Origin of the sequence: Kribbella amoyensis (assembly GCF_007828865.1) — a bacterium.
Lineage (GTDB): Bacteria > Actinomycetota > Actinomycetes > Propionibacteriales > Kribbellaceae > Kribbella > Kribbella amoyensis.
On record NZ_VIVK01000001.1, the window covers coordinates 1,675,728 to 1,688,040 of the forward strand.

13 protein-coding genes are annotated in these 12,313 nt (G+C 70.7%); 6 read left to right on the top strand and 7 right to left on the bottom strand.

Annotation, left to right across the window (positions count from 1 at the left end):
• Nucleotides 1-117 precede the first annotated feature (117 nt).
• The gene (locus FB561_RS08060) at nucleotides 118-555 is read left to right on the top strand and encodes a YciI family protein (RefSeq protein ID WP_145804604.1); all 438 of its coding nucleotides are present in this window, start codon (nucleotides 118-120) and stop codon (nucleotides 553-555) included.
• On the opposite strand, the gene FB561_RS08065 is transcribed toward FB561_RS08060, so the two are convergent.
• Nucleotides 552-1,658 carry a zinc-dependent alcohol dehydrogenase family protein gene (locus FB561_RS08065; protein WP_145804606.1) on the bottom strand — a complete coding sequence of 369 codons (1,107 nt, stop codon included), beginning with the start codon at nucleotides 1,656-1,658 and terminating at the stop codon, nucleotides 552-554. The genes FB561_RS08060 and FB561_RS08065 overlap by 4 nt on opposite strands.
• Nucleotides 1,655-2,074, bottom strand: coding sequence for an acyl-CoA thioesterase (locus FB561_RS08070; RefSeq protein WP_145804608.1), 420 nt, complete (start codon nucleotides 2,072-2,074; stop codon nucleotides 1,655-1,657). The genes FB561_RS08065 and FB561_RS08070 overlap by 4 nt, the downstream gene beginning before the upstream one ends.
• A 23-nt stretch (nucleotides 2,075-2,097) precedes the next feature.
• On the opposite strand from FB561_RS08070, the gene FB561_RS08075 reads away from it, so the two are divergent.
• Nucleotides 2,098-2,751 carry an alpha/beta fold hydrolase gene (locus FB561_RS08075; RefSeq protein WP_145804610.1) on the top strand — a complete coding sequence of 218 codons (654 nt, stop codon included), beginning with the start codon at nucleotides 2,098-2,100 and terminating at the stop codon, nucleotides 2,749-2,751.
• A 1-nt stretch (nucleotide 2,752) separates the two neighbouring features.
• Here the strand turns inward: FB561_RS08075 and FB561_RS08080 are convergent, their stop codons facing one another.
• Nucleotides 2,753-3,373, bottom strand: coding sequence for a MerR family transcriptional regulator (locus FB561_RS08080; protein ID WP_145804612.1), 621 nt, complete (start codon nucleotides 3,371-3,373; stop codon nucleotides 2,753-2,755).
• 82 nt (nucleotides 3,374-3,455) lie between these two features.
• Here FB561_RS08080 and FB561_RS08085 point away from each other — a divergent pair, with 82 nt between their 5' ends.
• Nucleotides 3,456-3,929: a DUF4188 domain-containing protein gene (locus FB561_RS08085; protein ID WP_145804614.1), complete on the top strand. Its 474-nt coding sequence runs from the start codon at nucleotides 3,456-3,458 to the stop codon at nucleotides 3,927-3,929.
• Nucleotides 3,930-3,977: 48 nt separating this feature from the next.
• Entirely contained in the window at nucleotides 3,978-5,315 is a 1,338-nt protein-coding gene (locus tag FB561_RS08090; RefSeq protein ID WP_145804617.1) for an MFS transporter, read from the top strand.
• On the opposite strand, the gene FB561_RS08095 is transcribed toward FB561_RS08090, so the two are convergent.
• From FB561_RS08095 to FB561_RS08110, 4 genes are all read right to left on the bottom strand, one after another.
• Nucleotides 5,223-6,428 (bottom strand): ABC transporter permease, encoded by a 1,206-nt coding sequence (locus FB561_RS08095; RefSeq protein WP_238334708.1) that lies wholly within the window; start codon nucleotides 6,426-6,428, stop codon nucleotides 5,223-5,225. The two genes, FB561_RS08090 and FB561_RS08095, sit on opposite strands and share 93 nt — an antisense overlap.
• A 137-nt stretch (nucleotides 6,429-6,565) precedes the next feature.
• Nucleotides 6,566-7,258, bottom strand: a complete 693-nt coding sequence (locus FB561_RS08100; protein WP_145804620.1) for an ABC transporter ATP-binding protein — start codon at nucleotides 7,256-7,258, stop codon at nucleotides 6,566-6,568.
• Nucleotides 7,255-8,553, bottom strand: coding sequence for a peptidoglycan-binding protein (locus FB561_RS08105; RefSeq protein WP_145804622.1), 1,299 nt, complete (start codon nucleotides 8,551-8,553; stop codon nucleotides 7,255-7,257). The genes FB561_RS08100 and FB561_RS08105 overlap by 4 nt, the downstream gene beginning before the upstream one ends.
• Entirely contained in the window at nucleotides 8,550-9,599 is a 1,050-nt protein-coding gene (locus tag FB561_RS08110) for a hypothetical protein (protein ID WP_145804624.1), read from the bottom strand. The genes FB561_RS08105 and FB561_RS08110 overlap by 4 nt, the downstream gene beginning before the upstream one ends.
• Nucleotides 9,600-9,711: 112 nt before the next feature.
• Between FB561_RS08110 and FB561_RS38945 the strand changes: the two genes are divergently transcribed.
• Both FB561_RS38945 and FB561_RS08120 read left to right on the top strand, forming a co-directional pair.
• Entirely contained in the window at nucleotides 9,712-10,422 is a 711-nt protein-coding gene (locus tag FB561_RS38945) for a response regulator transcription factor (protein WP_272952535.1), read from the top strand.
• Nucleotides 10,412-12,313, top strand: a complete 1,902-nt coding sequence (locus FB561_RS08120; protein ID WP_145804626.1) for a sensor histidine kinase — start codon at nucleotides 10,412-10,414, stop codon at nucleotides 12,311-12,313. Before FB561_RS38945 ends, FB561_RS08120 begins: the two co-directional genes overlap by 11 nt.

The window sequence follows — 12,313 nt, forward strand, 5'->3', positions numbered from 1 at the left end:
CGGTAGCCTGCCGCACAGGTTGCCGCCGTGTACACGGTCTGGTCACGAATTTACGTTTCCCGGACCCGCCGGTACGCGATGATGGCGGCTCGACCACGGGTGACGGAGGGGCTGTCCATGCGGTACTTGATGATGTTCAAGGCGAGCGACGAGTACGAGGCCGGCGAGATGCCCGGCGAGGACAGCATCGAGAAGATGACCACGGTGATGGCCGAGATGGCCGAGCGCGGAGTCCTGCTCGCCGGTGACGGTCTGGCGCCGAGCTCGCAGGGCTTCCGGCTGCAGAGCCAGGGCGGCAAGCCCCGGGTGATCGACGGCCCGTTCGCGGAGACCAAGGAACTGGTGGCCGGGTTCGCGCTGATCCAGGTCGCGTCCCGGGAGGAGGCGGAGGAGTGGGCCCGCCGCTGCTTCGAGGCCGACAGCGGCAACAGTTCCGGCCTGGAGCTGCGGCGGATCTTCGACGCCGACGACTTCGGCGACGAGTTCACCCCGCAGGCCCGCGAGCGCAGCGAGACGTTCCGCGAAGTGGCCGAGGGCAACCTCAAGAAGGACTAGAGCACCAGCACCTGGCGGATCGAGGCTCCCGCGGCCAGGGTGTCGAAGGCCTCGTTCAGCCCGTCCAGGGTGACGGTGGCGCTCAGCAACCGATCCACGGGGAGCCGCCCCGCGCGGTACAGGCTGATGTAGCGCGGGATGTCCCGGCCGGGCACGGCCGAGCCGAGGTACGAGCCCTTCAGCGTGCGTTCCTCGGCGACGAGTGAGACGGCCGGGATGCTCAGCTGCTGCGACGGATGCGGCAGCCCGACCGTGACAGTGGTGCCGCCCCGTCGCGTTGCCGCGTACGCCTGCGCCAGCACAGCGGCACTCCCGACGGTCTCGAACGCGTACTGCGCGCCGCCGCCCGTCGCCTCTCGGACTTGCTCTGCCACGTCGTCCGACCGGGCATCCACGACCGCTGTCGCACCCAGCGACTCGGCCAGCGCCAGCTTCTCCGGAACGACGTCCACGGCAACGATCGGATGCGCACCGACCAGAACGGCCCCGAGCAACGCCGACAACCCGACACCGCCGAGCCCAAACACCGCTGTACTACGTCCCGCCTGCACCTGGGCCGTGTTGACCACAGCACCCACTCCGGTCATCACCGCGCACCCGAACAACGCCGCGATCTCGGGTGGCAACGCGGGATCCACCGGGACCGCGGACCGGGCCGACACGACCGCGTGGTCGGCGAACCCGGACACGCCGAGGTGATGGTGGACGCCGGACAACCGCTGCGATCCACCGAGCAACGCGCCGGCCGTGTTCGCGGCGGCCCCCGGCTCGCACAATGCGGCCCGCCCCTCCGCACACGGGTCGCACCCGCCGCACGCCGGGACGAACGCGAACCCGACCGTGTCCCCCGGCGCGAATCCGGGCGCCTCGGAGATCACCACCTCGCCGGTCGCTTCGTGGCCGAGCAGCATCGGCATCACCCGCGGCCGCGATCCGTCGATCACGGACAGGTCCGAGTGGCACAACCCGGCCGCCCGGATCCGGACCAGCAGCTCCCCCGGTCCGGGTGGCGCGAGCTCGAGCTCCTCGATCCGCAGCGGCCGCGACTCGGCGTACGGGGCCGGCAGACCCATCTCCCGCAGGACGGCGCCACGGACGATCATCCGGTGATTCCTCCCAACGCGGCGCGCAGGTCGGCCGGCATCGGGACCGGCCGGCGCTGCTCGCGATCGACGAACACGTGCACGAACCGTCCGAGCGCGGCCGGCTCCGCGGCTCCGCTCCGGAACAGCCCGATCTCGTAGGTGACACTCGAGTTCCCCAGCTTGGCGACCCGCAGTCCCGCGTCCACCGTGTCCGGGAACGCGAGCGCCTGCTTGAAGGTGCACTGCGAGTCCACACACAACCCGATCACCGGGCCGCGATGGATGTCGAGCCCACCGGACCGGATCAGGAACTCGTTGATCACCGTGTCGAAGAAGCTGTAGTACTCGACGTTGTTCACGTGGCCGTAGACGTCGTTGTCCTTCCAGCGCGTCGTGATCGCCAGGAAGTGCGGAAACGAGCTTCGCCGGTCCATCGGCCCACCCTAAGGTGCAGTGCATGACCTTCGCCCTGATTCCCGGCGCCGGCTGCACGCCGTACCACTGGCACCCGCTGACCGCCGAGCTCCGCGACCGCGGGCACACCGTGATCGAGGTCGAGCTGCCCTGCGACGACGACACCGCCGGGCTCTCGGCGTACTGCGATGCCATCGTCGGCGCGGTCGGCGGCCACGAGCGGGTCACCCTGGTCGCGCACTCGCTGGGCGGGATGACGGCGCCCGTCGTGTGCGACCGGCTCGACGTGGAGCTGCTCGTCCTGGTCGCGGCGGTGGTCCCGGCACCCGGTGAGTCGGCGACGCAGTGGTGGGTGAACACGGCGTACCCGTCGGTCGAGGACGAATCGGTGGACACGTTCTTCGCGGACCTGCCCGCCGACCTCGCCGCCGAGGCGACCCGGCAGTTGCGGCCGCAGTCGGGCCGGCCGATGGACGACCCGAGTCCGATGACGGCGTGGCCGGACGTCCCGACGCGTGCGGTGATCGCTACGAACGACCTGCTCTTCCCGGCCGACTTCCTCCGCCGCGTGACGCGTGAACGGCTCGGTGCCGAGCCGGACGAGACGCCGGGCGGCCACTTCCCGATGCTCGGTCATCCTGTCGAGCTGGCCGATCGGCTGGAGGCGTACCGGCACGAGGTTCGTCAGCGGGGTTGAGTCAGTGCCGATGGCCGAAGCGTTCGGCGGAAGCGTTCTGCTGGGCGAGGCGGCGGAGGGCTAGGAGTACGGGCGCGCCCAGTGCGGTGACGATGACGGTCGACTCGACGGTCCGCGGCCGGTCCTCGCCGGAGGGGAGATGGGCGACGTCCGCCGTACCGACCTCGTCGGCCGCGGTCGCGTACACGTCGAGCAGAGCGTCGTCGAGGTGGTACCCGACCCGCTCCAACGCGTCGAGCGCCCCCGCGAGCAGGACGCGGTCGGGTGACCCGGTATCCACGTGCCAGCCGCGGTCCTTGATCAGCCGGTCCACGCGGTCGAGCGTGGTGTCCTCGGCGACCAGGTGCTCCGGGAGCAACGCCGCGTGGGCCGCGCCGAGGACCTCGTGCAGCTCGCGTTCCTCCTCGTCGACCGCCGCCAGCACACCGCGGACCCGGGCCAGGCTGAGTCCGCCGGCCTCGACCAGGGCGCGGATCAGGCGGAGCCGGCGGATGTGCTCCTCGCCGTACCGGGCCCGGGTCGCGCCGACGGATTCACCGGGCGCGAGCAGGCCTTCACGCAGGTAGTACTTGATCGTCGGCACCGGGACGTCGGTCCGGCGGGACAGTTCGGCGATCCACATCGGGTCGGTACCTCCCTTGACTTTTGGAGAGTATAACTTTCCAATATTGGGAAGGGGGAGTATCCAAATCGAGGAGGGGATCATGAGCGTGATCGAGGGCCGGCAGACCGCGGTGTACGACGGCGAGCTGGTGGTGTTCCTGATCGGCATGCGGGTCAACTCCTGGCGGGCGCTGAAGCAGTGGCTGCCGGTGGCGCGGGCGATGGGGCCGATGCTGCGCGAGCTGACCGCCGATCCGGACAGCGGGCTGCTCGGGTTCCGGAACTTCTTCGGGCTGCGGGACTCGACGATGATCCAGTACTGGGAGTCGTTCGAGAAGTTGCAGGCGTTCGCCGCCGACCCCGGCCGCGCCCACCGTCCGGCCTGGACGAACTTCTACCGGCTGTCGTACCAGGGCGCCAAGGTCGGGATCTGGCACGAGACCTACGTCGTCCCGGCCGGTCGCACCGAGACCATCTACGGCAACATGCCGCTGCACGGACTGGGCAAGGTCGCCGGCGTCGTTCCGGTGAACCGGCGCGGTGTCACCGCGGCCGAACGCCTGCACCTCACCTGACCACCGCCGCCACCGTCCAAGGCAGGCCGAAGCGTCTACAGTGCAGGCGTGCAGTTCATCCGGGATCTGGGCAGGCTGCTGCGGCGGGGTGATTTCCGGCGGTTGTTCGCCGTCCGGCTCTCGTCGCAGTTCGGTGACGGGGTGTTCCAGGTCGCGCTCGCTTCGTACGTGCTGTTCTCGCCGGAACGCGCCCCGGACGCGGCGGCGATCGCCGGCCTCTTCGCGGTCGCGTTGCTGCCGTACTCGATCCTCGGCCCGTTCACCGGCGTGCTGCTGGACCGCTGGTCCCGCCGGCAGATCCTGTTCGGCGCCAACCTGACCCGGGCCGGCCTGGTCCTGGTCGTCGGCGCGATCGTTGCTCTGGGCAACGCTGGGATCCCGTTCTACCTGGCCGTGCTGCTGACCTTGGGCGTCAACCGGTTCCTGCTCTCCGGCCTGTCCGCGGGCCTGCCGCACGTGGTCGACGCGGACGAGCTGGTGATGGCGAACGCGGTCACGCCCACCTCCGGGACCGCGGCCTTCCTCGTCGGCGGCGGGGTCGGCGCGGGGATCAAGCTGATCGTGGACTCCGACCTCGCCGTGCTCGGGACGACGTCCGCCGTCTACCTCTGCGCGGCCCTGCTCGCCCTGCGGCTCGGGCGGCACCAACTCGGCCCGGATCTGACCGGGGACGAGCCGGGCGTCCTCGAGGCGGTCCGCGGGATCGCCTCCGGGCTCGTCGACGGTGCCCGGCATCTGCGCGAACGCCGGCAGGCCGCGCTCGGACTGGCCGCGATCGGTTCGCTCCGGTTCTTCTTCGGCCTGATCACGGTCGCGATGATCCTGCTGTACCGCAACGAGTTCTACGGACCGGACCAGTTGGACCAGGCGTTCGGCGCGTTGGCATTGGCCACCGGGACGGTCGGGGCCGGGCTGTTCCTCGCCGCTCTGGTGACTCCGTGGGCGACCCGGGTGATGACGTTGCGCCGTTGGATCACCGTGCTCTTCGCCGCGGCCGCTGTCGTCACCGCGTTCCCTGGCGCGCTCTACACGCAGCCGGCGATCGTGGTGGCCGGGTTCCTCACCGGGTTCTGCTCGCAGGGCGTGAAGATCAGCGTCGACACCCTCGTCCAGACGGGTGTCGACGACGTCTACCGCGGCCGGGTCTTCTCGATCTACGACATGATCTTCAACGTCGCGCAGGTGTCGGCCGCCGCCCTCGGTGCGGTGATCCTGCCCGACACCGGCAAGTCGTACCCGGTGCTGCTCTTCATCGTGCTCGGGTTCGCCCTGACCGCGGTGCTGTACTGGCGGCTAAGTGCCCCGGAGCGCGGTGATCGGCTGGATCGCGGAGGCCTTCCAGGCCGGGTAGGTGCCGGCGATCAGCCCGATCAGAGCACCCAGTAACGGCGAACCGAGCGACAGCCGGGTGTCCAGGATCGGCGTCCAGTCGCGGATCCAGGAGACCGCGACCGTGAGCAGCACGCCGACCGCGGTACCGAGCAGTCCGCCGAGGAAGCCGACGATCACGCTCTCCACCAGGAACTGCCCGGCCACGTGTCTTCGCGCGGCTCCGAGGGCTCGGCGCAGACCGATCTCGGAGACCCGTTCCAGCACGGACAGCAGGGTGACGTTGGCGATGCCGAGACCGCCGACGAGCAACGCGACCGCGCCGAGCAACAGGAACAGCGCGTTCAGGTCCGACTCGACGCCCTTGCGGACGGCGCCCTGGACCGGCGGCGCGTCGACCTGGAGCGAGCCCGGATTGTTCGGGTCGATCGCGACCGGTGCCTGGCCCGCGATCAGCTGAGCCGCGCCGACCTGGGTCCGGATCTCCACCGCGTCCGGGGACTCCAGCCCGTACGCCTCCTGGGCGGTGCCGTTCGGCATGATCACGCCGTCGAGCAGTTCGGCCCGGCCGCTGACCGCGTCGAGGATGCCGATCACGGTGTACGCCTGGTCGCCGATGAACACGGCCGGCTGCGCGTCCACCCGGTTGATGCCGAGCTTCTCGGCCGCATGCTTGCCGAGCACAACGACCCGGTCGCCGCGGGCGTCGTGGCCGGCGTCGAAGGTCCTGCCGGTCCTCAGCTTCGAACGGATCGCGTCGAAGAGTCCGGCGGATCCGGCGAGGATCGGCAGCGCGTGACCGTTCTTCTGGCCTTCGAGCCCGGCGACGCTGTGGACCAGGTCGTCGCCGACCTCGAGAGCGCTGACGGTGCCGGCGGCGTCGACACCGTTCAACCGGCTGATCCGGTCCGGCGCGTCCCACGGCAGCTGCGTCGCTGCCTCGCCCTCCTGGCCGTTGTCGTCCGGCGCCACCACGACCCGCGTCGCCGCGGCCAGGTCGAACCGCTGCGTGATCTGCCCGGCCGCGGTCTGCCCGAGCCCGACGGTTCCGACCAACGCGGCGATCCCGAGCACGGTCCCCAACGTGGTCAGGATCAACCGAGTAGGCCGCGCCGCCACCCCGGCCAAGGCCTCGTCGAGCAGGTCCCGTACCGCGGGCCCGCGCGTCAACCGCCGCCGCGAGGAACGGCCGGAGCTGCCCCGTCCCGCCGTCAGCCGTAGCCGAGCGAAGGCCCGGCGAGCACGACCGGCGGTGGGCGGGGAAGTGGGCGGCCCGCCGGCGGGATCCGGGGGGCCGGTCTGGGGGGTCACCATCGGAGCGTCCCGTCGACGATCCGGACCTGGCGTTGGGCCCGGCGGCTGACATGGTCGTCGTGGGTGATGACGGCGAGCGTCATGCCCTCGGAATGCAGCTCGTCGAACACCTCGAGAATCGCCTCCGCGTTCGCGCTGTCCAGGTTGCCGGTCGGTTCGTCGGCGAGCAGCAGGCTCGGTTCGGCGACCAGGGCGCGCGCGATCGCGACCCGTTGCCGTTCCCCGCCCGACAACGTGGTCGGCGCGAACTCCATCCGATGCGCGAGCCCGACTCGTTCCAGCGCGGCCCGCGCCCGGGTCATCCGCTCGCGCCGCGGCACCCCGACGTACACCATCGAGAGCGCCACGTTCTCCAGCACGGTCCGGTGGTCGAGCAGGTGGAACGACTGGAAGACGAACCCGATCCGCTCGCCCCGCAGGACCGCGCGACGCCGCTCCCGCAGCTTCGACGTGTCCACGCCGTCCAGGCGATAGACGCCGCCGGACGGGTTGTCGAGCAACCCGAGCAGGTGCAACAGCGTGGACTTGCCCGAGCCGGACGGACCCACGATCGAGAGGTACTCGCCCTGGCCGATGGTGAGGTCGATCTCGCGGATCGCCTGCACCTCGGGCGGTCCGGGGAAGAACCGGCGGACGCCGATCATCTCCACCACCGGCGCCGGAATCGCCACCGCGGTCGCGCTCATCGGCCCACCACCACCTGGTCGCCCTCGGCCAGCTTGGCGTCGCCGGCCGGGGTCACCTGGGCGAACCCGTCCGCGGACAGCCCGACCTTCACCGGGACCAGCTCGACCTTGCCCTCCCGCAGTACCTCGACCCGCGACGTACCGTCGGAGCCGGCCGACAACGCGGCGACCGGGACCGCGAGCACCTTGCCGTTCGTACTCTGCACCGGGATCGTCACCCGGACGTTCGCCTCGCGGAGCCGTTCGAGCTGGGCCGCGGTCAGCGACCTGGGCGCGACCACGACGTCGTACTTGTCCGCGTTCCGGGTGATCCGGCGGACGGTGGCCTGCACGGTGGTGCCGTCGCCGAGGTCGAAGCTCGCCGCCATCCCCACCTTGAGCCGCTCCTTGGTCTCCGCGTCCACCTTGACCGTGACGACGAGCGAGGCGCCGCTGACCGACATCACCACGCCGTTGACGGTGCCGCCGCGTTCGACCTTCACCTCGTCGACCCGGCGCGGCAGCGTCTTGACGAAGACCACCTCGGACACCGGCAACGGCGTCCCGGCCTTGAACTCCGCCTCGGACAGGTCGGACTCGGCGTCGTCGAGGTTCTCCTTCGCGTCGTCGACCTGGCCCTGCTCGACACTGTGGTCCTTCTTGCCCGGCGTGGCCTTCGCCTGCTTCAACGCGGCCTGCGCCTGCCTCAGCGCGTTCTTCGCCTGGTCGACGGCCTTCTCCGCACCCTCCACGGCCTGGGTCAGCGGCTGCTCCGGTTCCGGGGCGTCGTAGCCGACCGTCTCGTAGAGTTCCTCGACCGCCCGGGCCGTCGCGCCGTCGTACTTGGTGTCGACCGTGCCCGGGTCGAACCCGAGCCGGTCCAGCGTCTGCTCCAACTGCAGCACGTCCGGTCCCCGGCTCCCAGGGCTCAGGGTTCGGTACATCGGCAGCGTCCCGGCGAGCCCGATCACCGGACGGCCAGCGATCTCGAGCAGCACCTTGCCCTCGCTGATCGTCGATCCGACGGCGGGGACCTTGCCGGTCACCACGGCCGGAGTACCCAGCCCGCTGGTCTCCACCCGGACGTTGACCGCCCCGTCGAACGACGTGTCGCCGCGGGAGACCACCTTGCTGGACAACGCCTTCTTCTCCACCGGCACGGTGATCTGCGACGCGTCCGGCGGCGCGGTCTTGGCGGCCGCGTCCTCCGGCGACTGGATCCGGCTGCCGGCGGCGACCCCGACGCCGAGCGACGCGGCCGCGACCACCGACACCCCGACCAGGACCCGCCGACGCGACTTGGGGGTCGCGGTCACCGCTCCGCCATCGCGTCGCGGAACTGCTCGAGTTCGGCCTTGTTCTGCTCGACGAACTCCTTCTCCTTCTCGTACCGCACCTGCTTGGCGGTCTCCTCGTACCCCTTCGCCTTGCAGCCCTGGTCCGCCTTGGCCAGCTCGATCTCGAACTTGCGCAGCTCGGCCAGCTTCTGCGAGTCCACCTTGTCGAACGAGGGCGGGCCGACCGTGACGCTCTTGCCGTTCGGCTGGTTCTTGGTGCCCATCAGCTCGTCGAGCTTCTGGCTCACCTTGGTCCGCGGGTCGTCCGGCTTGGCGAAGCCCGCGTGACCGGCATCGGCGAGGCAGTCGGACCAGGCCGAGGTGGCCTCGACGACGCGCTGGTCGGTCTCGACCCGCTTCCGCAACGCCTCGAGGTCCTTGAACAGCGACTCGAACTTGCTGAACGAGTCGACCTTGTCCTGCCCCTTGCCGAACACCTGCTCGGCGGCCTGGCCGCGGCAGCCGAGGTCGGTCGGCCGCTTGGCGTTGTTCGCCTTCCCGTCGGCTGGGATCGCGATCATGTTCCCGTCGCCGAGCTGGCCGTTGAGCGCCTTGTCGTAGGCCTTCTTCGCGGTCGCGGACAGGCCGTTGCGGATCTTGGTGTTCGGGTTGCTGTCGTCCTCGCCGGCCGGCTTGGACCAGTCGATGGTGCTGATGCCGTAGCCGTACTGCTCGGCGAACTTGTCCGGCGGCAGGTTGAAGGCGTCGTCGAACTTGGACTTCTCCTGCTGCTCGGGCGGCACCGCGACGTACTCGAAGCCGGCTGCCTTCATACAGCCGGCCGTGGCCTCCTCGACCTTGCGCTGCTTGGCCAGCTGTTCCTCGGACGACTCCGGCCCGCCGGCCCGGACCGCGACCCGGGTCATCCCGCCGACCGGCGCACTGGAGTAGCCCTCCCCCATGTACTCGGCGAGCGGGCTCTTGTCCTTGTTCTCTTCCTGCGGCGCCGCGCCGGGGTCGTTCGTGCCGCAGCCGGCGAGCGCGAGCACCGCGACCAGGGCGAGCGCAGTTCTGGAGGTCTTCATGGTCAGCGAGCGTGCCGCCGGGGCGGTGAAGAACCTGTGAAGGACCGATCAGCACCCGATGCTCTCAGCCGTTCTTCATCGGATTCTCATGAAAATCGGTCACTGTGAGGCCATGGGAGCGCGGATTCTTGTTGCCGAGGACGACAGGAAGCAAGCGGAGCTGATCCGGCGGTACCTCGAGCGGGAGGGGCATCTGACCGTCGTCGTGCACGACGGGCGGGCCGCCATCGACGAGGCGCGCCGGCGCAGTCCCGACCTGCTGGTGCTCGACGTGATGATGCCCAAGGTGGACGGCCTGGACGTCTGCCGGGTACTCCGCGCCGGGCAGGGCGACGACGCGGACGTACCCATCATCATGCTGACCGCGCGATCGACCGAGGACGACCTGCTGCTCGGCCTGGACCTCGGCGCCGACGACTACCTGACCAAGCCGTACAACCCGCGCGAGCTGGTGGCCCGGGTCCGGACCGTGCTCCGCCGGACCCGCAGCCGGGCCGAGGGCGAGGTGTACCGGGTCGGTGACCTGGAGATCGACCCGGTTCGGCACGAGGTCCGGCTGGACGGACGGCTGGTCGAGGTGACCCCGGCGGAGTTCAAGATCCTCGCCTGCTTGGCCGCTTCCCCGGGGCGCGCGTTCACCCGGCAGCAGTTGCTGGAGCACGCGTTCGGCTTCGACCACTACGTCTTCGACCGGACGATCGACGTGCACATGATGAACCTGCGGAAGAAGATCGAGCCGGCCCCGACCGCGCCGGCGTACCTGAAGACCGTCTACGGCGTGGGCTACAAGCTGGCCGACAAGGTGGTGCGCGATGCGTCGTAGTGTGCTGGTCCGGTTCCTCGGGTTGTCGCTCGCCGTCGCGCTCGGCGCCGTCATCGCCACCGCGGTGATCGCCACGTACAGCACGTCGGAACAGCTGCAGGGCGAGATCGACACGAACATCTCCCAGCTCCAGGTCGACGGCGAGATCTACTCCCGGCTGAGCTCGTACGCCGAGGACCACGCGTCCTGGTCCGGTGTCGGCCAGCTGGTGCACGACCTGGCCGACCAGACCGGCCGCCGGATCGCGCTGACCGGGACCGACGGCGCCGTGATCGCGGACTCGGCCCGCGTCCTCGGCGCCGCGCCCGAGCTCCCTTCGGTGCCGGCGGCAACCGTCGACGTCGCGGGCCAGAGCACCGCGGTGTTCTCCAAGGCGGCCTCGGTGAGCGCCCGGATGCAGGTTGCCAAGGCCGGCGCGGCGATGGCGATCGCCCCGACGTTCGGGCCCGGCCAGTCCTGGGGTCTCACCGACGAGGAACGCCGTGACCGCGACGCCCTCGCCGACCAGGCGGCCGCCTGTTACCGCGCCGCCGGCCGGAACGCGACCGTGACGAAGACGGGTGAAGGACCCCGGGTCGTGGTCGAGTCCGGCACGACGTCGGAGGGCGTCCCGGTCAACCAGGCGGTCCGGTCCGTGGGCACCCCGGCGAACGATCCCTGTCTCCCGCCCGGCCTGTACGAGCCGAGTGCAAAGGCGAAGGCGGTGAACGCGACCGAGGTGACGAAGGCGACCAGCTGCCTGGACCGGGCCGGCCAGCAGTACACGCTGACCAGCTTCCCGCCGGAGAACCTGAAGGTCGTGGTCCCGCCCGACGGCACGCTCGAGCCGAGCGCGGAGTTCGTCAGCTGTACGACGGCGGCGCGCTCCGAGGCGCTGGCGCCGTACGTCGCTCCGGAGGCACGGTTGTTCCTCGGGTCGAAGTCGGCGTTCAACGTGTTCTCCGCGGAAGGGCTCGCGCGTACGGCGGCCACCGCGCTCGGCGTTCTGCTGATCGCGGGCCTGGTGATGGTGTTCGCCGGGCGCCGCCTGGTCCGGCCGATCCTCGCGCTCACCGGCGCCGCGCAACGGATGGCGGGCGGCGATCACGCGGCCCGGGTCCCGGTCAACGGCCGGGACGAGGTGGCCCGGCTCGGGCACGCCTTCAACGCGATGGCCGAGTCGATCCAGCGGCACGACCACCAGCGCAAGGCGATGGTCAGCGACGTGGCCCACGAGCTGCGGACCCCGTTGGCCAACATCAAGGGCTACCTGGTCGCGTCCGAGGACGGCGTCGTCCCGCTCGACCGCGAGCTCGTCGGCTCGCTGCTCGAAGAGACCGGCTTGCTCGAACACCTGGTCGCAGACCTGCAGGAGCTCGCGCTCGCCGACGCCGGCAAGCTCCGGCTGCACCCGGCCCCGCGCGATCTCACCGACCTCGCGACCCAGGTGGTGTCCGCGCATCGCCCGGCCGCCGAACGCGCCGAAGTCACGCTCGCCACCGACACGAAGGGCCCGACCCCGGCGATCGTCGACAGCGCCCGTGTCCGGCAGGCCCTCGGAAACCTGGTCTCCAACGCCATCCGCTTCACCCCGTCGGGCGGGCGGGTCGTCGTCGGGATCCGCCGGGTCGGCGACGCGTATCACCTGACCGTCACTGACAACGGCACCGGCATCGCCCCCGAACACCTGCCCCACCTCTTCGACCGCTTCTACCGGGCCGACCACTCCCGGTCCCGGGCCACCGGCGGCAGCGGGCTCGGCCTCGCGATCACCAAACACCTGGTCGAGCTCCACGGTGGGACGGTCACGGTCACCAGCCGGCCCGGTCACGGGTCCACGTTCACGCTCCGGCTGCCGGCCAAACCGCCGACAGCCCAGGCTGGACCTGGTGGCCACGGCCGGTCAGAGTGA

Coding starts and splice junctions, on each gene's coding strand:
- FB561_RS08060 (WP_145804604.1), top strand. CDS start 118: ATGCGGTACTTGATGATGTTCAAGGCGAGCGACGAGTACGAGGCCGGC.
- FB561_RS08065 (WP_145804606.1), bottom strand. CDS start 1,658: ATGATCGTCCGTGGCGCCGTCCTGCGGGAGATGGGTCTGCCGGCCCCG.
- FB561_RS08070 (WP_145804608.1), bottom strand. CDS start 2,074: ATGGACCGGCGAAGCTCGTTTCCGCACTTCCTGGCGATCACGACGCGC.
- FB561_RS08075 (WP_145804610.1), top strand. CDS start 2,098: ATGACCTTCGCCCTGATTCCCGGCGCCGGCTGCACGCCGTACCACTGG.
- FB561_RS08080 (WP_145804612.1), bottom strand. CDS start 3,373: ATGTGGATCGCCGAACTGTCCCGCCGGACCGACGTCCCGGTGCCGACG.
- FB561_RS08085 (WP_145804614.1), top strand. CDS start 3,456: ATGAGCGTGATCGAGGGCCGGCAGACCGCGGTGTACGACGGCGAGCTG.
- FB561_RS08100 (WP_145804620.1), bottom strand. CDS start 7,258: ATGAGCGCGACCGCGGTGGCGATTCCGGCGCCGGTGGTGGAGATGATC.
- FB561_RS08110 (WP_145804624.1), bottom strand. CDS start 9,599: ATGAAGACCTCCAGAACTGCGCTCGCCCTGGTCGCGGTGCTCGCGCTC.
- FB561_RS38945 (WP_272952535.1), top strand. CDS start 9,712: ATGGGAGCGCGGATTCTTGTTGCCGAGGACGACAGGAAGCAAGCGGAG.
- FB561_RS08120 (WP_145804626.1), top strand. CDS start 10,412: ATGCGTCGTAGTGTGCTGGTCCGGTTCCTCGGGTTGTCGCTCGCCGTC.